The following is a 25123-nucleotide window of genomic DNA, read 5'->3' as shown; positions in this document are numbered from 1 at the left end:
TTTGTGGTAAGTCTGGTTTTAACTTGTTTTAGAATTTTGGTTTTGGGGATCTATCTGAAAAAGGAAAAATTATAAACAGATGAAAGTTACTTTTGGGAAGATTCCTTTTTGTGCGGTAGCTGTTTTCCCGATTCTGAAAGCAATTCAATTTCACCGGAGCCATAAATACCAAACTCCCAATAATGCCTGTTGATGCATCCCGATAAGCAATCGCCCCAACCATAGCTGTAAATCAAATGAATGAATTCAGGACTCAAATATGCCAGTTCGATATGCGAACCATCGCCAATGCAATTTGCAGATTGAGCTTCATAAATAAATGGGAATTGTTTTAGTTTCAGTGACAGTACTTCTTGGTTGATGCCAACGGGAGAATATACTTCATACAAATCTTTTTCGAGAGAATCAAGTTGCAAATCATATTCGTCAATTAATAAATCAAGGTTTAAATTATCTGAAAAACCATATTGCTTCCACGATTGAATGTTCTGGTTGGTAGTATCAATGGTAATGTATGATTTGTGCAATTGCTCATGGCAGAGTGCATGAACATCATATTTTTTGATACTTAAAGCCGCAGAGGATAAGGAATCGATATAGACAAACTGAAGAGCAGCTAAAATTTGGGCGTAATGGTATTCCTCAAACTCAATTTCTTCGATCTCTTCCATTTCTTCGTTGGTATAATAGTCCAAGCAAATCAATTTTGCATCGTTTAACAAGATTTCGAAAATAGAATCGGAAACTTGGGAGTGTTGAGTAATTTCTGTAGGAAAAATCGCATTAGTCTCACGGTCGCAGGCGTAGATCAGGTATACACCCAATAGTAATATCAACAGTGTGTGGTTTTTCATGCGATTAAAAATTATGCGACTGGTTAGGTCATAAATGGTGATATTCAACTGGGTGTTGATTAAGAGCCCAAAATTACTTTAATCAACGTAATATCTTCCATTTTGTTGTCTCAATTTACAACCTTCTGCTGAGTATGTAAAGGCTTAATTTTAAAAAAATAAGAGTTTTCTAGATCCTACTTGACGAACAGTTGATTTGTATTGGTATAAAGATTTGTTAAAAGAGAACTTTTTATCAAAAGAAAGAGTAGAATATTTTACATTCTTAAAAATCAATAACCGTGAATATATATCGACCGTTTAAAAATTTAATTGCATTAATTGTTGTTGTACTTGCAGTATATTTTACTGCCCAGTTGTTTAATTATTCAAAAGTTACCGATCAAAATAAGGAGCCTGAAAATAGTGAGTACATGAGTCGCTATAATGTTTATGCATTAAAAACACCTGAACAATTGTTTTTTGGAGATGAAGCAGTTCCTTTAAACCGATGGGATGTGAAAGAATCTCTGGATAGAGAATTGTTGGTAAATACATATTGGCAATCTCAAACATTGTTGTTTTTAAAACGATCGAATCGATATTTTCCAATTATTGAACCCATACTAAAAAAGCAGGATGTACCTGATGATTTCAAATATTTGGCTTTAATTGAAAGTGGATTTGTACCAACCATTAAATCGCCGGCAGGTGCTGTTGGTGTTTGGCAATTTATGAGTGGAACAGCAAAGGATTATGGTTTGGAAGTGTCTTCCGAAGTTGATGAAAGATACAATATTGAAAAGGCCACAATGGCTGCTTGCGAATACCTCAAAGATTCGTACAAAAAGTATGGCAGCTGGACCTTGGTGGCTGCATCTTATAATGCAGGGCGCCGCTTTGTTGATAAACAACTGAAACGTCAGGATGCAGGAAATTACTACGACCTTCTTTTAGGTGAAGAAACCGGAAGGTATGTTTTTAGAATTTTAGCCATTAAAATGATCATGGAGGATCCGGCAGAATATGGATTTAAGTTTCGAAAATCTGATTTGTATCCTAAAATCCCTACCAGAAAAATTACCTTAAAATCTTCCGTAAAGGATTTTGCTGTCTTTGCTAAAGAAAATGAAGTAAACTACAAGATTCTAAAGTATTTTAACCCTTGGTTGCGAAAAGCATATCTAACAAATAAAAATAAAAAAGAGTACGAAATTACACTTCCTGCCAAAGGATATATTAATTTTGCATTTTCTGATTATAAAAACCCTGACGATTCTGTGTCAGTGAAATAGATTGTTGGATTTGCAAAAGGAGATATAGATTTGAGTTCCAAAAATAAGAAAGAAGTAAATGTTGAAGAAAGGCTCGAAACGGGTAGCGTTAATGTGTTTGGAGCAAGGGTTCACAACCTGAAAAATATTGATGTAAGTATACCTCGTAACCAACTTTCGGTGATTACTGGTTTAAGTGGCAGTGGGAAGTCTTCTTTGGCTTTTGATACCATTTATGCCGAAGGACAGCGTAGGTATATCGAAACCTTTTCTGCTTATGCCCGACAATTTCTTGGGGGCATGGAGCGCCCGGATGTGGATAAGATTACCGGATTGAGTCCGGTGATTTCCATTGAGCAGAAAACCACCAATAAAAATCCGCGATCAACAGTAGGGACCATTACCGAATTGTACGATTTTCTGCGTTTGCTATTTGCCAGGGCTGGTGTTGCCTATTCGTACGAGACAGGCGAGAAAATGGTGAAGTATACCGATGAGCAAATCATCGACTTGATTCATGAAAAATTCAGTGAGAAAAGAATTTACATTCTTGCACCAATTGTGAAAGGTCGAAAGGGACATTATAAAGAGCTGTTTGAGCAGATTCGACGAAAGGGTTTTCTTTATGCAAGGGTTGATGGGGAAATTGTGGAGTTGTTTCATGGTTTTAGAGTAGATCGTTATAAAAATCACGATATTGAAATACTAGTTGACAAGCTACTTGTTGAAGAGGTTGGGGACAAAAGGTTGAAAGAATCGGTGCAAACCGCTATGAAACATGGTAAAGGAGTTACTATGATTTTAGATAAGGATACCGATGAGGTAAAGTACTACAGCCGTTTGTTGATGTGTCCAAGTACAGGGATTTCCTATAATACGCCTGCACCGCATAGTTTTTCGTTTAACTCACCTCATGGAGCTTGTCCGAAATGTAAAGGCTTGGGACGAGTTAGTACCATTGATTTGGACAAAATTATTCCGGATCAGAGATTAAATATTCGCGAAGGTGGAATCGTGCCTTTAGGGAAATATAAAAATAGCTTGATATTTTGGCAGTTGGAGGCCATTGGCCGAAAGTATGATTTCCATATGAACACGCCAATAAAAGATATTCCCGAGGAAGCATTAAGTATCATTCTTGATGGTTCCAGCGAAACCTTTAAACTGGAAAATACTCCTTTGGGAGTTTCATCCAATTATTTTTTGAGTTTTGATGGAGTTCTAAAATATATTAGCAATCAGGAAAGTAACAACTCTTCAAAGAGAGCAAAAAAATGGGCAGATCAATTCGTGAAAACGGATGTTTGTTCGACTTGTGAGGGGAAGCGACTTAAGAAAGAAGTGCTTCACTTTCGAATTCATGATAAAAATATAGCCGAATTGGCAGAAATGGATCTTGGATTGCTGGGAGAATGGTTTAAAGATGTAGAGCAGCATTTGAATGAGAGGCAAATGAAGATTGCAACAGAAATCCTGAAAGAGATTCGTTCTCGTCTTGACTTTCTACTTGATGTTGGATTGGATTACCTTTCTCTGAACAGAAGCTCAGTAAGTCTTTCGGGCGGAGAGTCTCAAAGAATTCGATTGGCTACCCAAATTGGATCTCAGTTGGTGAATGTTCTGTATATTCTTGATGAGCCAAGTATTGGTCTGCATCAGCGTGATAACGAAAGATTAATTCATTCATTGCAGCAATTGCGAGATTCGGGTAATTCGGTAATTGTGGTGGAGCATGATAAAGATATGATTAAATCGGCCGACTATGTTGTGGATATGGGACCCTTTGCAGGCAAACATGGAGGCGAAATTGTTGATGCAGGTCATCCCGATGTAATTGAAAAAGGAAATAGCTTAACCGCCCAGTATCTGAATGGTGATCGAAAAATTGAAGTGCCTCAGAACCGAAGAAAAGGCAAGGGGAAAAGCATCGATTTAAAAGGTTGTACAGGAAATAACCTAAAGAATGTTGATGTAAGTTTTCCATTGGGAAAGTTAATTTGCGTTACGGGAGTGTCGGGAAGTGGAAAATCAAGCCTGATCAACGGTACTTTGCAGCCAATACTGTCGCAGCACTTTTACCGATCGCTTAAAGATCCTCTTTCTTACGAAGATGTAAAAGGGATTAATAATATTGATAAGGTAGTCGAGGTAAATCAGGCGCCCTTGGGTAAAACACCACGATCGAACCCGGTAACCTACACCAATGTTTTTGCTGATATTCGAAAGTTGTATGAGAAATTGCCGGAATCTCAAATAAGAGGTTATAAGGCAGGTAGATTCTCGTTTAATGTTAAAGGGGGGCGTTGCGAAACATGTCAAGGGGCAGGTGTTCGTGCAATAGAAATGAATTTTTTACCAGATGTTTATGTGCATTGCGAAGAATGTAATGGCAAGCGTTACAATCGAGAAACATTAGAGGTGCGTTATAAAGGAAAATCAATTGGTGATGTGTTGGATATGACCATTAATCAAGCAGTTGAATTCTTTGAAAACATACCAGCTATTATCAACAAGCTAAAGGTCTTGCAGGATGTAGGATTGGGTTATGTAACGCTTGGTCAACCTTCCACAACCTTGTCGGGAGGAGAATCGCAACGTGTAAAATTAGCAACCGAACTCTCGAAAAGAGACACAGGTAAAACCATGTACATCCTGGATGAACCGACAACAGGTTTGCATTTCGAAGATATCAGGGTCTTGCTTGATGTTTTGAACCGTTTGGTTGATAAGGGAAATACGGTGATTGTAATAGAGCACAATATGGATGTGATTAAAGTTGCCGATCATGTAATCGATATTGGGAAAGAAGGTGGACGAAATGGAGGTGAGATTTTGTTTGAAGGAACGCCTGAGGATTTGGTTAAGTGCAAAGAATCCTTTACTGCCAGATTTTTAAAAGAAGAGTTAAAATAGAATATCAAATCTCCGAAAGGAGATTTTTTTTGCACGCCAGTACAAACTAAAATCTTGAAATTTAATTTGCCAGATAATAAAATTTAGCACTTCCAAAGATGCCTGATGTAGCATAATTATTATCTTTATCTAGCTGTTTCGAATTCATGGGAGAGTTATACAAAATACAGTTCATGGGGAAATTAATAGATATTTACTTTGAAGATATTCAAGAAAAAAGATCATATGCCGTTGGTACCGATTTGCAAACTATCTTATCGGATGTTGATATAAAATTGAAAGGTCCCGTGTTGGGTGCAATGGTAAATAATAAGGTAAAAGAACTTACCTACGAAATATATAAGCCAAAAAATATTCGATTTGTTGACCTTACTCATCCGGCAGGACGAAGAATGTACATACGTTCTTTGTGCTTTGTGTTGTTCAAGGCGGTAAAAGATTTATATCCTGGAACAGGTTTTAGATTGGAGCATTCCATATCCAACGGCTTATATTTTAGGTTAACGGATAAAAACATCATCCTTACGCCAAGGGATATAGAGGTGATAAAAGAGAGAATGAATGAAATTATTGCCGCCGATATGCCTTTTATCCGTGAAGAACTAGAAACTGAGAAAGCTATTGAGATTTTTGAAAATCAAGGGCTGAAAGAGAAAACGGGCTTGTTTAGGACGAGAGGTAATTTGTATACTTCGGTATATCATTTAAGTAACTGTGCAGACTATTTTTATGGATTTCTGGTTCCATCTACCGGTGTTTTAAAAGTTTTCGATTTGCAACACTTCTATCGTGGAATGCTTTTGATGAGTCCCAAACGACAGGAGCCTTCTGTTGTGGAGAAACGAATCGAGCAGGAAAAAATGTTGAAAGTATTTAGTGAGTACAAGCGATGGGGCAAGGTTTTAAATATTTCTAACGTGGGAGATTTAAATCGACATGTTGCAGAAGATAATATTTCGGAATTGATTAAGATTTCAGAGGCGCTTCATGAAAAGAAAATCTCTCAGATTGCTGATAGAATTCGAAAATATCGAAAAAGGATCAAGTTGATCTTAATATCTGGTCCGTCATCATCTGGAAAAACAACTTTTGGCAAACGATTGGCGATCCAGTTGAAAGTTGCAGGTTTGAGCCCGGTGAACCTATCTATGGACAACTATTTTGTGAACAGGGAGCTTACTCCAAGAGATGAGAATGGAGATTACGATTTTGAGGTTTTGGAGGCTTTGGATGTTCAGTTGTTTAATCAAAATCTGATTGATTTAATGGACGGAAAAGAGGTGGAGCTGCCAAAATTCTCCTTCGAAACGGGTCAGAGATACTTTGATGGGGAAAAACTTAAAATCACCGACAAACAAGTCTTGGTAGTTGAAGGTATTCATGCCTTAAATCCAGGTCTTACTCCATTGATTGCTGATGAGGTAAAATACAGAATCTACATTTCTGCACTTACCTCAATATCCATTGATGGGCATAACAGAATTCCTTCTACTGATAATCGACTAATCAGAAGGATTGTTCGTGATTACAAATATCGTAGTTATAGTGCTTCGGATACCATTAGCCGATGGCCAAGTGTTCGTCGTGGAGAATTGAAAAATATTTTTCCACATCAGGAAGAGGCTGATGTAATGTTTAATTCAGCATTGCCCTATGAATTGGGTGTATTGAAAAGATTTGCCGAGCCAATGCTGAAAGAAGTGCAGCCAAATCAGCCCGAGTACTCTGAAGCAAACCGCCTTCTTAAATTCTTCAGCTATTTCTTGCCAATTTCAGCTGAAGAGATACCACCTACCTCTTTGATGAGAGAATTTTTAGGAGGGAGTACCTTTCATTATTGAAATGATGTCCGGGGTCTAGATTGTTAATAACTTTTTAGTGCTGTTAATATTCATCCTGTTTTTGCTGTTAATATCTCATTCGGCAGAAACAGGAATTTGAGTTTATTAACAATTGCGTGTCTGTAAAAGTGGGATATATAGAGTTTATTAACAAATTATCAACATTGTTGAAAACTTGTTAATTTCATATTGGTAAATCATAGAATTCTAAAAAACCCGAATTCTGAGAAACGGGCTGCAAATATAGAAGAAAATATCTTTGGTTTGATAGTTGTGGAAGAATTTTTTTTGAAAAAATGAGAGAATTAGAATTATCTCTTCATCATACGATCGATTTCTCTCTTGTGATCTTTTTGCTTTAAACTTTCTCTTTTGTCGTAGTGTTTTTTACCTCTACAAAGGGCTATTTCCATCTTTGCAAATCCTTTGTCGTTAATAAAAATGCGAGTGGGAACAATGGTTAAACCCGACTCTTTGGTTTTTCTGTCCAGCTTATTCAGTTCCTTACGGTTTAAAAGAAGTTTTCTTTCTCTTTTCTCTTCGTGGTTGTAATAGGAGCCAAATTTGTATTCTGAAATGTGCATTCCAACAACATATAGCTCGTTGCGTGTGAAATAGCAGTAAGAATCAACTAAACTTGCTTTTCCTGCACGTATCGATTTAATTTCGGTTCCGAACAGTTGAATTCCTGCTATAAATTTTTCAATAAATTCGTACTCGAAGCTGGCTCTTTTATTTTTGATGTTAATATTCTGCATCTTATAGTCTTAAATTCCATGCAAATTTAGTATTTAAATTGTTAATGGAAACCTGAACAAAATCGAAAACAATCTTTCAAATAGTAATGGAAGCACAAGAATTAATAAACTAGCCATTACAACAAAACCTGGTCGCTTGTTATTTGCAATGGAAAGAATTGATAAAGTGCCCAACCATAAAATCCGAATGAAATACATCTCAAAAAGTAAACATATCTGGTTTAGAAAAGAAAAAGGACTGAATAATTGTGCAAGACCATGAAAGATACAAAATGCGGATGCGCTGTAAATTACAAGTTTGAAAACAAGTTCGGATTTAATTACAAGCTGGAAATTGGGTGATATCAGTATTGTTAACTTTGCAGCACAATACAGACCCAGATTTAAGGCCATAAAATCAACAAATAATTTAACAACTGCTACCCATAATTCTTTGCTGTAAATGTAGGTTCCGCTAGCGGCTATTATGGCGCAGAAAGCGATAAGAGGGAAAGCAAAACTTCTAAATAATTCTTTGGTGGTATTGCTTTCGAGAGCAATTCGTTCCCATTCTCTTTTAGGTGTAAGTAACAGGTTAAGTGTTCGAAAGAAAGAATTCAAAACACCTTTTGAATTGTATTCCATTGTGATTCGTCTTATTTGATGTTCTCAAAATTAAACAAGTTTTTAGAATGCGAAAAAGCCTGTGTTATTTTAGAATTGATATAGACTATTTTCATTCGAACTTGGCTTAGTAGCCTAGAAAGTTTGCTGTGCCTATAAAAATTGCACCGAAAATTGCATAAACCGATAGTAATCCGATTAATATGAATGTGAAATAGCCTGATCTTCTACTGTCGGGAACATTTAAAATGGGAGTTATCCCTTTGTAAAGGATATAAAAACTGTACAATCCAAATAGGGTGAGGTAGTTGATAACAGGAAAAAGAAATGCAATTGAGTTAAAAACGAATCCTGGAGTGCAAGAAAAGGCCACTAATAGAAAAGCTCTTGAAAAGCGCTCCCTTTTTGTTGGTATTGCTGCAAAGGGGCGAACAATAAATACCGATACGTAGATTGATAAGATAGAAAGAACAAATGTTGCTGTGGCCGAAAAGAAAAACATATTGGTATGCTCTGCTGTATTGTTTTCAAAGAGCAAAAAGCCCATAAAGTTGCAAGCCGACATTAGCAAGGGTAAGGTAATTACCAATAGCACGTTAAGCTTGCCATTGCTAATATTGGTGTCGTTAAGAATTGCAGGCCATTCTTTTTCAGGAGATAGGAGTAAGCGAAAAATGTGTTTGTAAATGCTAAGTGTAATCATATTGATTATCTGGTTAGTGAAATCAAAAAACTTAAAGTAATTTTGTTGCCGAAATCAGAAAAAACGACCTATTTAAGATAGGCATTATCCTGAAAATGTAAAATCATATTGAGCTAACTTATTGTTATTTCGATTAAAATAAAATGAAGATGCAATACAATGTATTGGTGGTTTTAGGTGCTACTGCAACTGGTAAAACAAGTTTGGCAGTGAATTTGGCAAAGGTTCTTAATGGTGAAATTATTAGTGCAGATTCGCGTCAGATTTATAGGGGAATGGATCTGGGTACAGGAAAGGATTTAGAAGAGTACCTTATTGACAGTGTTGAAATTCCATACCATTTAATTGATATTGCTGATGCCGGATACAAATACAATGTGTTTGAATTCCAACAGGATTTTGTGAAGGTTTTTGAAGAGATAATTGCAAGAAAAAGATTACCGGTGGTTTGTGGTGGAACAGGCATGTATCTCGAGGCCGTGCTTAAAGGCTATAAATTAATTGCAGTACCAAAAGATCAGGATTTTAGAGATGAAATGGAAGAAAAATCAATTCAGGAACTTGAGATGATTCTTCGTTCTTACAAAGATTTACACAATACCAGCGACTTGGAAACCAAAAAAAGAGTCATCCGAGCCATAGAAATTGAACGTTATTGTGCAGCAAATCCTCAAATCGATATGGATTATCCTGAGATGAATCCCTTGTTGGTGGGGATCAAATTTGATAGAGAAAGTCGCAGAGATAGGATTAGTCTTCGATTAAAGGAACGATTAAAGTCAGGAATGGTAGAAGAGGTAGAAGCCTTGTTAACGTCTGGGGTTTTAGCCGATGATTTGATCTACTATGGATTGGAGTATAAATTCTTAACTCAGTATGTAACCGGGCAAATCACATATGATGAGATGTATAAGGGTTTGGAAATTGCAATCCACCAGTTTGCCAAGCGTCAGATGACTTGGTTCAGAAAAATGGAACGAGGTGGCAGCAATATTCATTGGTTAGACGGATATCTGCCACTGCATGAAAAAATTGAACAGGTAAAGGAGTGGTTTCATGTCTAAGACAAATACTCAATTACCTTTTCGTAAGTGATACGTGCAATGCCAAGATTGTCCCATTTGTCGTATGGCAAAGGGATGTTTGGTAATTCCTTAATGGCATCTTCAATTACATAAACCTTTAGTCCTCGTTCCGCAAGTCCGACGGCTGCGCAATCAACACATACATTTGTGGTTACTCCATAAACAAAAACGGTTGTTGGATTAATTTGTTTAAGCAAACTGTAGATATTAGGATTGCCTGTAAATATATCAAAAGCATCTTTTCGGATGATAATGTTTCTGTTTCTTGCAGCATCTTTTAATTCTGTTTCATTGTAGACTTTATTCCAGTGAATCTCGGGGCATTTTTCTTTTGGCTTTGTTTCAGCAATAAATTCAGCTCCTATCGAGTTTGCCATGCAATGCTCAGGGAAAGTATTTGTAAAATCCGGATCTGAAGATAGTTCAGCAGAGTTGCTGTAATGATGGTCAGCAGTGTTGATAACCTGAATGTTGTTAAAGTGTGCAAGTTTGGTAATTGCCTCCAAATTTGCTTGTATTTCTTCAGCACCCGGAGCATATAGTTTGCCTTCAGGACTCATGAAATCGATTTGAGTATCTACATTCCAAAATAGGATGTCTTTTGTAAACATATAGGTAAGTGTTTCGTTTTTATAAAAATACAACAGATTTGTACCTCTTCAAAATTGGAAGAATAACGCATCTAAAGATATCTGAAAATTAGGGCTTTTTGTCATGGATTTTATATTCGATAACGAATATATTTTAATCTGGTAATCATCTTTTCTAATTTCCAATTTTGAAATTGGAATCAAGCGTAACAAATCCAACGAATGAGTAACATAAGAACTATATCCCGGAGTCGACTTATCTATCATATACTTTTTTGGGTGGTGGCAGCCATGTTTTGGTTATTAACTATGTTTGTTGCCGGAAATTTTAAAAACATTTTAAAGATTGAACCTGTTTTAATGGTGCTGGTTTTTAATCTTTGTTTCGCCGGAGCAGTATATACTAACCTATTAATACTTATCCCATATTTGTTTAAACAGCAACGCTTTTTTCTGTATGTTGTTTTCATTTTAATAGTGATATCAATATCCGCTTTTATTATTGATTTTTTATTGGTTTACCCATTAAACAAATTTGTTCAAGGAGAACAATATTTCGAAGAATTAACTTTTGTTGTGTGGGTTAATTTTGCAGTTTTTACTTTGATTTATGTTGGAATAACATCTGTGTTATCGATGACAAGGGAGTTAATTTTATTGCAAAAGATAACATCAAAATTTCAGGATATCGAAAGAGAGAAGTTAGAGGCGGAATTGAAAGCTCTAAAAACTCAGATCAATCCACATTTTTTATTTAATACGCTTAATAATCTATATTCGTTAACGCTTGATAAATCAGATAAGGCACCCAATTTGGTGTTAAAATTATCTGATATGATGAGGTATATTTTATATGAATGCAACGATAGGTATGTGTTTGTAGATAAAGAGCTGGATTTTATTAAGAATTATCTTGACTTGCAGAAAATCAGATTAGACGATAACATTCCTGTGAGTATAAAAGTGAAAGGGAGTGCATCTCAACATAAAATTGCTCCTTTACTGTTCGAGCCATTAATAGAAAATGCATTTAAACATGGAGCCTATGGGAAGAATAATAATGGATTTGTGAATATTCTATTTAATTTTGAGGAAAAGGATCATATGGAGTTGTTAATAGAAAATAGATTTGATGACAAATGGCAGGATGAGGAACGTAAGGAAAAAGGAATTGGGATTAAGAATGTTACTCGTAGATTAGAGTTGTTGTACCCACAAAGGCACAATTTAAATATCTCAAAACAAGATGATTTGTTTAAAGTAAACCTGAAAATTGATTTGTCGGCGCAAATTGCAAACTTAGAGAAAAAATAATATGCATGAAGTTAAAGTGTTTAATTATAGATGATGAGCCATTGGCACAGAGAGTTTTAGAGAAGTATATTTCGGAGCTTTCGAGCCTTGAACTTGTAGGAAAATGCAGCGATGCTATTGAAGCTATGGAGGTTTTGCAAAAAGAAAGCGTTGATCTGATTTTCTTAGATATTAATATGCCAAGGTTGAGTGGGATTAACTTCTTGAAATCATACAAAAATCCACCAATGGTGATTATTACTACGGCTTATACCGAATATGCTTTGGAAAGTTATGAGCTTAATGTATTGGATTACCTGAAAAAGCCATTTTCTTTTGAGCGCTTTTTACAGTCCATTCAAAAAGCGGAAGAAAAAGTAAAAGTAGTAGCCGATTCGCAGGAATCAAGTAAAGATGAGTTGGAGTATATTTTTGTGAAAGCCAATAAAAAAACCATTAATATTAACTTGGATTCTATTCAATTTGTGGAAGCATTGGGCGATTACGTTAAGATCTTTACCAACGATGGCCATGTGGTTACTTATCAATCCTTAAAAGGAATTGAAAGATTATTGCCTTCAGCAAAATTTTATCGAATTCACAAATCGTATATTGTTGCATTGGCTAAGATTAAATCGATAGAAGGTAATATGGTGCATATGGATAAAGGTACGATACCTATTGGGAATAATTACAAGCAAGGATTTTTCCAACGAATTCATCCAGCCTAAGTTTTAATAGAACTTGTCTTAAATAATCAAGCCCGTTCTGATGAGGGAAAAGCCGATTTTCTGAATAGGTTCTTTTTTTGTGTTGATTTAAGCTAATGGCAACTTGTTTTCAACTCAAACTATTAGTGCAGGAACTAAAAAAGAAGTCAAATATAATGTCCAATTGTGTATGTAATTAGATGCTATTTGTTAAATTTAGGCTTTAATAAATTGAAACCGATCAATATCAAATTTAAAAGACTATGAACAGACGTACTATTTCTCGTTATACCTTTATTCTTTTGGCTTTGGCGTTAAGTGTTGTAGCTTGTAAGCCAGTTGATAAGAAAAAGAGTGGTGAGCAAACAGTTAAGCCATTACTAAAAAAGGCAATTGAAAGCGAAGTTAAAGATGTAGTTTATCCCCTACCAACTACTTTTGAGTTGACTTCAATGTTGAATCGCATTGGCGCAGATTATATTCTTGGTTTGTCAAATTCATCAGACAATGCTGATAGGTATTTTACTGAAAAGGCCAGAGCTTTAAATCTTGGAGTATACAGTGCCGATTTAAGTTATGCAAGTACATATAATCGCAAACAGGAAACCATGTTATTCCTAAAGGCATCTAAAACTTTAATTGATAACCTTGAGATTACAAGTGCTTACAATAAAACTCTTGTTGAAGATGTGGAAAAGAATTTGGATGACAAGGATCAGTTGGTGAAAGTAATTACAAACTCTTTCTATGATACTTACGAATACTTAAACAAAAATGGAAAAGCTAACCTATCTCTTTTGGTGGTTAGTGGCAGTTTTATCGAAGGTTTGTATATTGCAACTCACATTTCGGAAAATACTTATGCTAATCCGGAAATCGTAAAAGTTATTTTCGATCAGAAGGCTTCGCTAGACAAGCTTTTGAAAGTGCTTGATCCAGAAAAGAAAGATCCTAATATGGCATGGTTGATTGAAGAATTTAAAGATTTAAAAGCAAGCTACGATAAGCTTAGTGAAGGTAAGATGACTAAGGTGCAATTGAATGAAATTATTGCTAGCGTTGCAAAACTTAGAAACAGTGTTGTAGAGTAAATGAATTCTTACAAGATATTTAAACTGTCTTCCGGATTCGGGAGGCAGTTTTTTTGTGTCAATTATGCGATAATATCAATCTTTTGTATAGAAAATAATTGTAATTTTAGCAGCAGTGCAGTTCTGTTAACACCGGTTTTATTATGAAATTAGTCTTATTGCTAAAGCGATATTTTTTAAGGAAGATATCAACACATATAAGACAAAAGAATGAGACTGATTTCATGCTAATGCTGGTATCATAACCATAATTCGTAATTGTATATGGGGGAATCGATACTAAATGCTCTAATGCATCTGTTTGCTATTGTTGCCAATACCAAAGAAGAAGGTGTTTCCGGCAAAGGGAAAATAATTGTTGAAAGGTTTTTAAGTCGCTATGTAAATTCAGATATTCAGCAAGAATATTTGAGCTTATTCGAGAATTATTCCGAATTCTACCGAAGAGAGATGGAGTATCAGTCTATTACCCATGCACGCCAAGCAGATATTCTCTCATTAACTGAGGCTTCGAAAGTTTGTAAAAAGGTAAAGGCAGAATTGATTCAGGAAGAAAGATTGCTTGTTCTTCTTCCTTTGATGGAGTTCGTTTACGAAGATAATATGGTAAGCGAAGGAGAATTTGAGTTTATCAGCATTGTTGCCGAAAACTTTAAGTTTTCACGAGCTGAGTTTATCAACTGCCTAGCTTTTGTTTGGGGGGATACTGTTGATGATTTCGACAAATCCAAGTTCCTGATTATAGATAATAAGATTACTGAATGGTCGGACAATTTGACTTGGTTCATGAAAAAGGAATCGAAGAGCAACGAAGACCAGACAAAGCACATGTATTGCGAGAATTTGTATGGCAGAATTATCGTGATGTATATCGAGAGTGTTAATCTTCTTGTTTTTAAGTACGAAGGCGAACTAAACCTATATCTCGAAGGAAATAAGATTATTTCTAATAAAATATACCAATTGCGAAATGGCTCAATCATTAAGGGTCCCAATATCAATTCGATTTACCACTCCGATATTGCTACCAAGTTTTTAGAAGAAGAATCGCAAGAGAAAATTATATTTACCGCAAAAGATATTGAGTTTAAATTTCGAAATTCCAATAATGGAATTCAGAAGTTTAATATCTCTGAAGAAAGCGGACAGTTAATTGGAATCATGGGAGGTAGTGGGGTTGGAAAATCTACCTTGCTCAATGTTTTAAATGGTAACCTTAGCCTAAGTAATGGCGAAATCAGAATTAATGATTTTGATATCCATAAAAACAAGCTTGCCATACAAGGGCTAATTGGTTTTGTACCCCAGGACGACCTTTTGATGGAAGAACTTACGGTGTTTCAGAATCTGTATTACAATGCAAAATTGTGCTTTAAGGATTTTACTGAAATCCAGATTCTAAAAACCGTTCTGAAAATGCTACAGGATTTGGATTTGTATGAAGCCAGAGATTTAAAGGTGGGGAATCCCTTAAATAAATTTATTAGTGGAGGTCAACGCAAACGACTGAATATTGGCTTGGAGTTAATGCGCGAACCTGCTATTCTTCTTATTGATGAACCAACATCGGGCTTGTCGTCTACCGATTCGGAGATGGTGATGAAGTTGCTAAAACAGCAAACATTAAAAGGTAAGCTAGTAATTGCGAACATTCACCAGCCATCCTCAGATATTTTTAAAATGTTTAATAAGCTTTGGATCCTCGATAAGGGAGGATATCCCATTTACAATGGAAATCCGATTGATGCCATTGTATATTTTAAGACTCAGAATTCGCAGGTGAATGCATCGGAAAGTGAATGTGTAACCTGTGGAAATGTAAATGCTGAGCAAATATTGCAGATTGTAGAAACCAAATTGATTGATGATCAGGGAAAACCAACTCGAGAGAGAAGAGTGAAGCCAAAGCAGTGGTATCAAAAATATAAGGATCATATCGAGTCGAATCATCTAACACTAAAGACCGAAAAAAAATTACCGCAAAGCGATTTTAAAATCCCCGGAAGGGTAAAGCAGTTTTTTATTTTTTGGATCAGGAATGTATTGTCGAAACTAACCAACAAGCAATACCTGATTATTACTTTGTTTGAAGCTCCTTTGCTGGCGGTAATTCTTAGCTACTTTACGAAGTATACAACTAGCGGAGCTTATGTGTTTGGAGAGAATAAAAACTTTCCTGTATTTCTGTTTATGGCTGTTGTGGTTTCCATGTTTCTAGGACTTACAGTTAGTGCCGAGGAAATTATCAGAGACAAGAAAATTTTGCAACGTGAGAAATTTTTGAATCTGTGTCGAAGTAGTTATCTCGCATCAAAAATCATGTTTTTGTTTGTTTTGTCAGCCATTCAGTCCATCTCCTTTGTATTACTCGGAAATTACATTCTCGAAATTGAGGGTATGACATTTTCTTATTGGTTTGTGCTGTTTACCACGGCCTGTTTTTCGAACATGGTGGGATTAAATATCTCGGCAGGATTAAATTCCGTAATTACCATTTATATTTTAATTCCTTTGATATTGGTTCCTCAGCTTTTGCTGGGAGGTGCAATGATAAAGTTTGATGATCTTCATTATGGTGTTACCGATAAAGTGTATGTTCCTTTGGTTGGGAATTTGATGACCACCCGTTGGACCTACGAGGCGCTTGCCGTAAGCCAGTTTAAGGATAACGAATTTGAGAAGCACTTTTTTAATTATGAGAAAGGCATTAGCGATGCTTCGTTCAATAATTCCTTCCTAATTCCTAAACTGGAATCGATTCTTTTAGATTGTGAAAGAAGTGTAGAATTCGAAAAGGATAAAATTGAAACAAAAGCCAAGTTTAAAATGTTACGCAACGAAATTAAACGACTGGCTGATGGGGCAGGGTTGGCTGTCTTTCCCGAAGTAAATCAGCTAAACCTGACCAATTTTAATTTGAATGTAGTTGAGCGAACCAAGAGTTTTTTAGATCAGGTTGAATTGCATTACCTCGGAATGAGCAGTGAATCGAGATACAAAAAAGACTTTGAATACTCGGGCTTGGTGGATTCCTTAGGGCGTGATGGCGTATACGAGTTCAAGCAGAAATATTACAATCAGGCTTTAGCCGATTTGGTTTTAAACAGAAACGAAGTGAGCAAGATGATTGAGGTAGATTACCGCTTGATTCAAAAGAAAGATCCTGTGTTTATGTCGCCCAACTCTAAATTTGGACGTTCTCATTTCTACTCACATGTAAAACGAATTGGCAATTTTTATATCGATACTTATTGGTTTAATCTGGCTGTGGTTTGGTTAGGCACACTGATATTGTTCGTTGCGCTTTGGGCCGATGTGTTGCGCAAAATGATGAACTATTTCGAAAGCATCAGGCTGGTGCGAAGAGAGAAGAAACGGAAAAGGAATTAAACACCGGATAATGGATATTAAATCATGCAGAGACGTAGCAGTGCTAAGTCTCAACCTTGCGCTACGTTTATATTGATATCCGATTCAAATAATTTACCGCCAACAAGCTGCACGCAATCACCATCATACCAATAATCGAAATGCTGTCAGGATGTTCATCAGGCAAAATCATCCAACTCAGGAATGCACCAAAAATAGGGATGATAAATTTCCATGTGTTTAGGTTCGACACTTTTACGTTTGGGCGTTGCAGCAACCCAAACCAAATGGTAATGGCAAAAGCTGAAACCATGGCCAACCAGCAAAGCGAAATCCAATACTCGGTAGGAAAATTGAAATGCCACGATGGATTTTCGATAGGAACGGATGCCAGCATCAAGCCTATCCCACCAATGATCATCGAGAATGAGGCAAGTACACGGGGTGGCATGTCTTTCGCATCTCGCGATACAATTACATTTCCCGTACTACCAACTATATTGTTTAGAATTAAAATCCCCACGCCAAGTGGAATCGTGGTAGACAAAACAAAGTCCGATCGTCCCAGACTGATGATGCAAACCCCTGTCATTCCCAACAGAATGGCTATAATCTTTTTCCAGCTCATTTTATCGTTGCTAAGCATGATATGAGCCATAATAGCGGCAAAAAGTGGCTGTGCCCCAATTAGCATGGCACCCAATGATCCCGGAAGGAAGCTAATTCCAATGTAGAACAATCCGTAAAGAAAAGTGGTTTGTAAAAGCGCTACCCACAATACAAACTTCCACCTTTGCTTCGACTTCAGGATCTTAAGCTTTAAATCCTTAATGAAAGGCAATATCAGTAAACCCGACAAGAAAAACCGGACTCCGGCAAATTGCAGTGGAGTGGTGTATTTCAATCCAATTTTAATGGCAGTAAAAGGGGTAGCCCATAAAAGGCAGGCAAATATTGCCAATACAGTTGTCGATAGGAAGAATTTCTTCATGCTCGCTAAAAATTTTCTGCAAACTTAGGGATTTTTAACTGATTCAGAAGAAGAAGTGTGCTTTTATAATTTAAAGTGCTTAAATCAAATGTAATACATAAAAAATCGACAAGGAAATATCAATAATACACCATAAGAATAAAGATATCACCAAGAAAACATAAAGTATGCAATGTATTATCAATAGAAATAATACATTTGTTGATATAGTCTTGATTGCAAATCAAGACTAGCAAGCTTTGTTTGTCCTTCAAGCAGTATCAAAAAAATTCCTACCATCAGGTAGGATTCTGTATTTATTGGTTTTGGCTTTCGCCTTGCAGCTTTTAACTATTCTTTCAACCACTGGTCAAGCCAGTTGGCAAATTCGCGCTGCCAAAGAATTCCATTCTGAACGCCAAGCACCCAGTGGTTTTCTTCTGGAAAATACAGATATTTGGCAGGAATGCCTCTTAAACGAGCAGCATTAAATGCCTGCATGCCTTGCGAAGCCACAATACGGTAATCTTTCTCGCCATGAATTACCATAATTGGCGTATCCCACTTGTCAACAAATCGATGTGGAGAATGGGCATAAGAACGTTGAGCAATCTTGTTCTTTTTGTCCCAGAAGGCACCACCAAGATCCCAGTTTACAAACCACATCTCTTCAGTTTCCAGGTATTGAGCTTCAAGATTGAACATACCATCATGAGCAATAAATGCTTTGAATCGTTTGCTGTGATGACCTGCCAACCAGAATGTCGAGAATCCACCGTACGATGCTCCTACGCACCCCAAACGATCCTCGTCAACATACTTTTCACCCTTTACATTGTCGATTGCCGAAAGATAATCTTTCATGTTCTGTCCGCCGTAATCGCCGGAAATTTGCTCGTTCCATTCCTGTCCAAAACCTGGTAAACCTCTACGGTTTGGTGCAACCACCACATAACCATTTGCTGCCATCATCTGAAAATTCCAACGGTAGCTCCAGAACTGTGAAACCGTTCCCTGCGGGCCACCTTGGCAGTAAAGAAGAGCGGGATATTTCTTGCTTTCGTCGAAGTGTGGAGGCTTAATAACCCAGACCAACATTTGCTTATTGTCGCTGGTTTTTACCCAACGTTTTTCAACAGTAGCAAGAGTAAGCTGATCAAGAATTTGCTTGTTCACAAAGGAAATTTCTTTAGCCTTGCCGGTTTTTGCATCAACATTGTATAGTTCGGCAGGCTTACTCATCGAAACTCGCTTTGCAATCAACTTGTTGCCAAGCGGATGAACCGATTGGTAGTTGTGAACCCCTTCGGTAATCTTGTGAATTTTGCCATCAGCAATGTCCATGCGATAAATTTCGTCTGTAGCATGCCAATTCGAAATAAAATAAACCGATTTGCCATCCTTTGTCCATGTTAAATGATGCACGTTTTGATCGAAATCCTTGGTCATATATTTTTTCTCCCCGGTAGCCAAATTCATTAAGTATAAGCGGTATTTATCAGCCTCGTAACCATCACGCTCCATGCTTTCCCAAGCCATATATTTGCCATCAGGCGAGAAAGTAAGGTTGTTGTCATAACCCATCATTCCTTTGGTCATGTTCTTGGTTTTGCTCGACTCCACATTATAAAAATAGATATCCGTATTGGTCGAAAGTGCATACTCAATGCCATACTTCTTGCGCGAAGAGTATGCAATGTTTTTGCCATCAACAGTCCAGTCAACTTGTTCCATTCCACCCCAAGGGCGCACCGGAGCTTCCCATTTTTCACCTTCCATAATATCCTTGCCGACTTTTAATATGCTTGCGCGATTAAAATCAGCAACAAAAAGATGAGTGTAAGTCTCAACCCAATGATCCCAATGGCGATAAAACTCGTCGGTAATCACTCTACCATCCGATTTCTTCAAATCAGGATGCTTGTCGTGCACATCCTCTCTAAGTTTTACCTCTTTCGAGAAAACCATTTTCGACTCATCTGGCGAAAATTTAAAATCATTAATTCCACCTTCAACATCGGTCAGCTGCTGGCGATTCGTTCCGTCGGCATTCATTTCCCATGCCTGAACCGATCCGCTTTCGGCCGAAAGAAAAGCAATTTTGCCATCCTTGGTCCAGCGCTCGCCCCACTCCTTGGCAGCAGTGTTTGTAATCTGAACTGCTTTGCCACCAGCCACAGGAACTGTATACAGATCGCGGTACGATTTATTTTCTTCTTTATTGAAGTAGGTTACTCCGTAAAGAACTGTTTTTTCATCAGGCGAAATGCTCTCACCGCCCAATCGTCCGAACGACCATAATACTTCTGGTGTCATTACATCCGAGGTTAACTTGTTTTCAGTGGGTTTGTAGGACGAACCCTTTTTCGATTCTTCAGCTTCTTGCTGGCAAGATGTTAATCCCGCTACAAAAGCCAATCCCAACAAAAAGTACTTGTTTGTCATGATTGTAGATATTTTGTGTTGTTAGATATTTTCAGCACCGTAAATGTAAGGAAGAATGAACAATTATCAATAATGAATATCGAATGAATAATTACGAATTAAACAAGCACAATTCAACCCAAAAAACATCCATTGTCTTATTCAATTTTACTCAAGCTGATTACTTTTTTTTCGGTCGTTCCCTCCTACGTCATTCGGGCTTTCCGTTCCTACTCCTCGCTCGTACCTGGCTGTGGGGTATCCACTTCAATCCCTAACACAGAGTGGCATAGTCGTCCTCATTCAGCTGAGTTTCATATTCGGTATTAAAAAAAACACTCAGCCAAAATTCCTTTCATTCTTTCAACCAGCTATGGCAATGCTTAAGTATTGAGAGTCTTATTTCGAATAAGATCCCTAAGGTTCTAACAATTATTTTGGTTTAGAATTCACCCCTAAAACATTCCTGCATAAAAAAAAAGACGCTCGCAACGCAAGAGTCTTGTCTTTCCTTATGATAACGATTTGTCAGAATTTATTCTACCGGATTGTTTATGGCATCAATAATCTTGTTTTCCAACTCTTCTGCCAATTCAGGGTTGTCGTTGATTAGATTCTTTACAGCCTCTCGACCTTGACCTAATTTGGTTTCACCATACGAGAACCACGAACCCGATTTCTTGATGATCTTGTAGTCAACGCCCAAGTCAATAATTTCACCAGTTTTCGAAATCCCTTCTCCGTACATGATATCAAATTCAGCTTTACGGAATGGAGGAGCAACCTTGTTCTTTACAATTTTCACGCGAGTGTGGTTTCCGTTTACTTCATCACCATCTTTAATCTGACCAATTCTACGGATATCCAAACGAACCGAAGCATAGAATTTCAAAGCGTTACCACCAGTTGTGGTTTCAGGATTACCAAACATTACACCAATCTTTTCACGCAATTGGTTAATGAAAATACAAGTAGTATTCGTTTTGTTTATATTTGCAGTAAGCTTACGTAAAGCCTGCGACATCAAACGTGCCTGAAGACCCATTTTCGAATCTCCCATTTCCCCTTCAATTTCAGCTTTTGGAGTCAATGCAGCAACCGAGTCAATTACCACCAATTCAATCGCAGAAGAGCGAATTAATTGGTCAGCAATTTCCAATGCTTGCTCACCATTGTCAGGCTGAGAGATCAGCAAGTTTTCGGTATCCACACCTAATTTTTCTGCATAGAAACGATCGAAAGCATGTTCTGCATCAATAATGGCACAAATTCCTCCAGCCTTTTGGGCTTCTGCGACTGCATGTATTGCCAAAGTAGTTTTACCTGAAGATTCTGGTCCGTATATTTCAATAATTCTACCTTTTGGATATCCTCCAACTCCCAAAGCCATGTTCAATGACAATGAACCGGATGAAATTGCAGGTATATCTTCAATGGCTTCATCGCCCATTTTCATGATGGTACCTTTCCCGTAGGTTTTATCAATCTTTTCCATTGTCAGCTGAAGGGCTTTCAGCTTTTCTTTGTTGATTTCTGCAACGTCTTTATTCATAATATGTGTTTTTAATATTTTTCTTTCAAGTTTACAGCACTCTGCTTTCCGCTCATAGCCAGAAATCATGAATTAATGCAATCCACTTCATTGTAGCAGAATACTATTAGCTGATTGTTATTTCAATTCCATTTCAGTTAAAATCTGATTGGTATGATCTTTTGTTTTTACTTTATCAAAAATCTTTTCAATAGTGCCATCTTCAGCAATCACGAAAGTGGTTCTGATTACACCCATGTATTCTCGACCATACATCTTTTTCATTCCCCAGACACCATAAGCTTCTAGAATTTCTTTTTCGGTATCGGCAATTAAATTGAATGCCAAATTGTACTTGGTAATAAATTTTTGATGTGAAGAAATTTTGTCGGGACTTACTCCAACAACCTCGAACTCCAGCTTGGTTAAAGCATCGTAATTTTCATTCAGGTTACACGATTCAGCAGTACAACCTGGTGTGTTATCTTTTGGATAGAAGTAAAGAATCAACTTTTTCCCTTTGAAATCAGCTAATTTTAATTCTTTTTCGTCTTGATTTAAACCCTTAAAATCGGGTGCTTTATCTCCTTCTTTTAAATGTGTCATTCTTTAGAAATTTGATTTACAAATATATTTTAATCCGCTCAGCAGAACGAATTAATTCGATTAAAGTTATCAACCCATGAAGTTAAAAAAAAATGTGTGCTCATCGGTTTTAAATCGACATCTTTTTTTGTACACCTCTCTTATGTTTTGTTAATTAAGTGCTCTTCGAGTAATTTCGTACTTACACTTTAAATATTATCTTTGTTATAAATATTTACTATATTAAGATTTTATTATTACAAGCCCTTAATTGAGGGACTCTAAGAAGTATAGATACCAAGAAGATTTTAATAAAATGATTAATAGCTAAGATTACCTTAAGCAAGAAATTAATTCTATGAATAAAAGTATGAGATTACCTAGCACATTGCTTTTAATCGCTCTGTTTATTGCACAAATATCATTTAGCCAAAGCTTTAGCGGAGGTAAAACCGAACAGCAAATTGAAGAAGAAGCCTTTACATTTTTTGATGCAGAAAACTATAAGAGTGCTCTGCCATTGTATCAAGAGTTGATAAATGTTTATCCGCAAGATCCTGAATACAACTATTACCTGGGAGTTTGCCAGGTTGAATTGAATGAAAATATTGCTGATGCAATCAAGCATCTCAAAATTGCTTCAACTAAAAATGTAAATGCATCTGTTCCTTATTACTTAGGTCGTGCTTTCCATATGAACTATCAGTTTAACTCCGCAATTCGATACTACAGAAAATTTAGAGAATATTACAAGAAAAAGTCTACAGGAATCGACCAGCTGATCGTGATGTGTCAGAATGGACTTCCCTTGGTTAATTCATACTATGTTGTAGATGTTCATGATAAAAAAGTAGTTGAAAAATACGAATTTTTCCGTTACTACAATATCGAGGGATTCTATGATAGGTTGTCGAAAAAGACAAAAAGCATTAAGTCTCGATTTGATGATGATGGAGATCGTGAGGTTGCTATTTTATCGAACAATGGGCAGTATATCTACTTCTCGAGTTACGGAAAGAACAAGAAGAATGGTAGAGATCTGTATCGTGCAAAACGTTTAAAAAATGGTGGTTGGAGTGATTGGGAAGCTTTAACAGAGTTGAATACGCAATTTGATGAGGTATTCCCTTACATGTCTGGTGATGGGAGAACATTATATTTCTGTTCTCAAGGTCATGCGAGTATGGGTGGTTTTGATATATTCAAATCAGTTTATAATGAAATTACCAATACTTGGACTGAGCCTGTGAATTTAGGATTCCCAATTAACTCAACTTCAAACGACCTTTTTTTTGCTACTGATTTAAATGATGAATTTGCATGCTTTGCTTCGAGTAGAGAGAATGGCAAGGATGATTTTACAATTTATAAAATTAAAATAGCGGAATATCCGGAACAAAAAGTGGTAATGAATATGGAAGCATTACCCGAATTAGCTGTTCTTAAAAAAGGATCAAACAGTATGTCCGATAAAACAACTTTTCATGTAGTAGCTTCTGAAATTAAATATACATCTAAGTTTACTGGTACCGACTTACCCTATTTCAACTTTGCTGTAAATGATCAACTCACTTACCATTATTTAAGCGAATTCAAATCAAATGAGGCAAAGAGTTTTTTTGTGGAATCGAAAAATGATAAGTTCAATTCCGATAGTTTGTATGCTGTGACCGAAGACATAAGGAGTAAGCTGGAAGATGCAAGTGGTGTTACAAAAGCAAATTTGAGTGAACGAATTGCACTTTTAGAGCAGAAGTCGTACGATTTTGGGAAACAGGCTGATCAAAAAATGATTCAGGCCAGAAATTTAGAATCAAATTACTTGAGAAAACAAATTGTTGGAACAATTGAAACGAATGTTGTAGGACAATCCGATAAAAAGGAAAAATTAGTAATGACATCAGAAGAGCTTCCTGAAAACTCAGCTGATATCATCAAAGGATATATTTATTATTTGCAGGTTGGAGTATTCTCAAGCAGAAGAGATCAGAAATTCTTTGAAGGATTAAAACCTGTAAAGGAAGAAGTAATTGGAAACGGGAAACTTTTTAAGTATATGGTTGGGAATTATCCAACATTTGCCTCTGCCAAGTCTGCAATCCCTGAAATACGACAATTATTCCCAAATGCTTTTGTTATTGCCTACAAAGATGGCAAGAAAACGAACTTAGGATTAGCTATAAAAGTAACCGACCAAAACTATCAGCCAAGGGTTGTTGCAAAATCAACGCCAAGTATAAGTCCTGTAGTCAAGAAATTAGAAACTGGAAAAATAGCATTTAAAGTGCAGGTTGGAGCATACTCCGAAGATATACCGCAGGATGTGAAAAATACACTAAGAGCATTTTCCAAGTATCCCATTGAATATACCAAAGATTATAGAGGATATACGATTTGTACTGTGGGTAGCTTTGATTCTTACAGCAAAGTAAGTAAATTGAAAATGGAATTAAGGGAGGCAGGATTGAGGGATGCCTTTACTGTTGCATACTCTGGAAATGATAAGCTTACTATTCAACAGGCCTTAGAAATACTTCGCCAATAAATTAT

18 protein-coding genes are annotated in these 25123 nt (G+C 36.6%); 9 read left to right on the top strand and 9 right to left on the bottom strand.

Annotated features, from left to right (window positions below; translation table 11 throughout):
- Positions 1-86: 86 nt before the first annotated feature.
- The gene (locus tag ACO05S_RS05535; RefSeq protein WP_421920532.1) at positions 87-854 is read right to left on the bottom strand and encodes a hypothetical protein; all 768 of its coding nucleotides are present in this window, start codon (positions 852-854) and stop codon (positions 87-89) included.
- Between the two features lie 281 nt (positions 855-1135).
- On the opposite strand from ACO05S_RS05535, the gene ACO05S_RS05530 reads away from it, so the two are divergent.
- The 3 genes from ACO05S_RS05530 to ACO05S_RS05520 all read left to right on the top strand — a co-directional run bounded on the left by ACO05S_RS05530 (position 1136) and on the right by ACO05S_RS05520 (position 6861).
- Positions 1136-2128, top strand: coding sequence for a lytic transglycosylase domain-containing protein (locus ACO05S_RS05530; protein ID WP_421920531.1), 993 nt, complete (start codon positions 1136-1138; stop codon positions 2126-2128).
- Positions 2129-2158: 30 nt separating this feature from the next.
- Positions 2159-5020, top strand: coding sequence for an excinuclease ABC subunit UvrA (uvrA, locus tag ACO05S_RS05525; protein ID WP_421920530.1), 2862 nt, complete (start codon positions 2159-2161; stop codon positions 5018-5020).
- A gap of 173 nt (positions 5021-5193) precedes the next feature.
- A complete protein-coding gene (locus ACO05S_RS05520) occupies positions 5194-6861 on the top strand; it encodes a nucleoside kinase (RefSeq protein ID WP_421920529.1) in 1668 nt (555 codons plus the stop codon).
- A gap of 311 nt (positions 6862-7172) precedes the next feature.
- Here ACO05S_RS05520 and smpB read toward each other — a convergent pair whose 3' ends face one another.
- From smpB to ACO05S_RS05505, 3 genes are all read right to left on the bottom strand, one after another.
- Positions 7173-7619, bottom strand: a complete 447-nt coding sequence (gene smpB, locus ACO05S_RS05515; protein WP_421920528.1) for an SsrA-binding protein — start codon at positions 7617-7619, stop codon at positions 7173-7175.
- Between the two features lie 33 nt (positions 7620-7652).
- Entirely contained in the window at positions 7653-8243 is a 591-nt protein-coding gene (locus ACO05S_RS05510) for a hypothetical protein (RefSeq protein ID WP_421920527.1), read from the bottom strand.
- 106 nt (positions 8244-8349) lie between these two features.
- Entirely contained in the window at positions 8350-8925 is a 576-nt protein-coding gene (locus ACO05S_RS05505) for a Yip1 family protein (RefSeq protein ID WP_421920526.1), read from the bottom strand.
- A 149-nt stretch (positions 8926-9074) separates the two neighbouring features.
- Between ACO05S_RS05505 and miaA the strand changes: the two genes are divergently transcribed.
- Positions 9075-9989 carry a tRNA (adenosine(37)-N6)-dimethylallyltransferase MiaA gene (gene miaA, locus ACO05S_RS05500; protein ID WP_421920525.1) on the top strand — a complete coding sequence of 305 codons (915 nt, stop codon included), beginning with the start codon at positions 9075-9077 and terminating at the stop codon, positions 9987-9989.
- Here the strand turns inward: miaA and ACO05S_RS05495 are convergent.
- Positions 9986-10621, bottom strand: a complete 636-nt coding sequence (locus ACO05S_RS05495; RefSeq protein WP_421920524.1) for a cysteine hydrolase family protein — start codon at positions 10619-10621, stop codon at positions 9986-9988. The two genes, miaA and ACO05S_RS05495, sit on opposite strands and share 4 nt — an antisense overlap.
- A 201-nt stretch (positions 10622-10822) precedes the next feature.
- Here ACO05S_RS05495 and ACO05S_RS05490 point away from each other — a divergent pair, with 201 nt between their 5' ends.
- From ACO05S_RS05490 to ACO05S_RS05475, 4 genes are all read left to right on the top strand, one after another.
- Positions 10823-11914, top strand: a complete 1092-nt coding sequence (locus ACO05S_RS05490; protein WP_421920523.1) for a sensor histidine kinase — start codon at positions 10823-10825, stop codon at positions 11912-11914.
- Between the two features lie 5 nt (positions 11915-11919).
- On the top strand, positions 11920-12624 hold the full coding sequence (locus tag ACO05S_RS05485; RefSeq protein WP_421920522.1) for a LytR/AlgR family response regulator transcription factor: 705 nt from the start codon (positions 11920-11922) through the stop codon (positions 12622-12624).
- A 242-nt stretch (positions 12625-12866) separates the two neighbouring features.
- On the top strand, positions 12867-13694 hold the full coding sequence (locus ACO05S_RS05480; RefSeq protein WP_421920521.1) for a hypothetical protein: 828 nt from the start codon (positions 12867-12869) through the stop codon (positions 13692-13694).
- Between the two features lie 264 nt (positions 13695-13958).
- Positions 13959-17084 carry an ATP-binding cassette domain-containing protein gene (locus tag ACO05S_RS05475; protein WP_421920520.1) on the top strand — a complete coding sequence of 1042 codons (3126 nt, stop codon included), beginning with the start codon at positions 13959-13961 and terminating at the stop codon, positions 17082-17084.
- Positions 17085-17151: 67 nt separating this feature from the next.
- On the opposite strand, the gene ACO05S_RS05470 is transcribed toward ACO05S_RS05475, so the two are convergent.
- The 4 genes from ACO05S_RS05470 to bcp form a co-directional block, all read right to left on the bottom strand.
- The gene (locus ACO05S_RS05470) at positions 17152-18054 is read right to left on the bottom strand and encodes a DMT family transporter (RefSeq protein ID WP_421920519.1); all 903 of its coding nucleotides are present in this window, start codon (positions 18052-18054) and stop codon (positions 17152-17154) included.
- A gap of 330 nt (positions 18055-18384) precedes the next feature.
- Positions 18385-20478, bottom strand: coding sequence for an alpha/beta fold hydrolase (locus ACO05S_RS05465; RefSeq protein WP_421920518.1), 2094 nt, complete (start codon positions 20476-20478; stop codon positions 18385-18387).
- 514 nt (positions 20479-20992) lie between these two features.
- Complete coding sequence (gene recA, locus ACO05S_RS05460; RefSeq protein ID WP_421920517.1) at positions 20993-22009, bottom strand: recombinase RecA; 1017 nt, start codon at positions 22007-22009, stop codon at positions 20993-20995.
- A 117-nt stretch (positions 22010-22126) separates the two neighbouring features.
- Positions 22127-22594: a thioredoxin-dependent thiol peroxidase gene (gene bcp, locus ACO05S_RS05455; RefSeq protein ID WP_421920516.1), complete on the bottom strand. Its 468-nt coding sequence runs from the start codon at positions 22592-22594 to the stop codon at positions 22127-22129.
- Positions 22595-22931: 337 nt separating this feature from the next.
- Between bcp and ACO05S_RS05450 the strand changes: the two genes are divergently transcribed.
- Positions 22932-25118, top strand: a complete 2187-nt coding sequence (locus tag ACO05S_RS05450; protein ID WP_421920515.1) for a hypothetical protein — start codon at positions 22932-22934, stop codon at positions 25116-25118.
- Positions 25119-25123 lie beyond the last annotated feature (5 nt).

It is taken from the genome of Marinifilum sp. (assembly GCF_965230805.1).
GTDB lineage: Bacteria > Bacteroidota > Bacteroidia > Bacteroidales > Marinifilaceae > Marinifilum.
This window is presented reverse-complemented; position numbering and strand designations above follow the sequence as displayed.

What these genes read in the sequence shown, in the direction of transcription:
- ACO05S_RS05450 (WP_421920515.1), top strand. Translation starts at nt 22,932, where the DNA reads ATGAATAAAAGTATGAGATTACCTAGCACATTGCTTTTAATCGCTCTG.
- ACO05S_RS05495 (WP_421920524.1), bottom strand. Translation starts at nt 10,621, where the DNA reads ATGTTTACAAAAGACATCCTATTTTGGAATGTAGATACTCAAATCGAT.
- recA (WP_421920517.1), bottom strand. Translation starts at nt 22,009, where the DNA reads ATGAATAAAGACGTTGCAGAAATCAACAAAGAAAAGCTGAAAGCCCTT.
- ACO05S_RS05470 (WP_421920519.1), bottom strand. Translation starts at nt 18,054, where the DNA reads ATGAAGAAATTCTTCCTATCGACAACTGTATTGGCAATATTTGCCTGC.
- ACO05S_RS05475 (WP_421920520.1), top strand. Translation starts at nt 13,959, where the DNA reads ATGGGGGAATCGATACTAAATGCTCTAATGCATCTGTTTGCTATTGTT.
- ACO05S_RS05520 (WP_421920529.1), top strand. Translation starts at nt 5,194, where the DNA reads ATGGGGAAATTAATAGATATTTACTTTGAAGATATTCAAGAAAAAAGA.
- ACO05S_RS05535 (WP_421920532.1), bottom strand. Translation starts at nt 854, where the DNA reads ATGAAAAACCACACACTGTTGATATTACTATTGGGTGTATACCTGATC.
- bcp (WP_421920516.1), bottom strand. Translation starts at nt 22,594, where the DNA reads ATGACACATTTAAAAGAAGGAGATAAAGCACCCGATTTTAAGGGTTTA.
- ACO05S_RS05480 (WP_421920521.1), top strand. Translation starts at nt 12,867, where the DNA reads ATGAACAGACGTACTATTTCTCGTTATACCTTTATTCTTTTGGCTTTG.
- ACO05S_RS05465 (WP_421920518.1), bottom strand. Translation starts at nt 20,478, where the DNA reads ATGACAAACAAGTACTTTTTGTTGGGATTGGCTTTTGTAGCGGGATTA.
- smpB (WP_421920528.1), bottom strand. Translation starts at nt 7,619, where the DNA reads ATGCAGAATATTAACATCAAAAATAAAAGAGCCAGCTTCGAGTACGAA.
- ACO05S_RS05510 (WP_421920527.1), bottom strand. Translation starts at nt 8,243, where the DNA reads ATGGAATACAATTCAAAAGGTGTTTTGAATTCTTTCTTTCGAACACTT.
- miaA (WP_421920525.1), top strand. Translation starts at nt 9,075, where the DNA reads ATGCAATACAATGTATTGGTGGTTTTAGGTGCTACTGCAACTGGTAAA.
- ACO05S_RS05490 (WP_421920523.1), top strand. Translation starts at nt 10,823, where the DNA reads ATGAGTAACATAAGAACTATATCCCGGAGTCGACTTATCTATCATATA.
- ACO05S_RS05485 (WP_421920522.1), top strand. Translation starts at nt 11,920, where the DNA reads ATGAAGTTAAAGTGTTTAATTATAGATGATGAGCCATTGGCACAGAGA.
- ACO05S_RS05505 (WP_421920526.1), bottom strand. Translation starts at nt 8,925, where the DNA reads ATGATTACACTTAGCATTTACAAACACATTTTTCGCTTACTCCTATCT.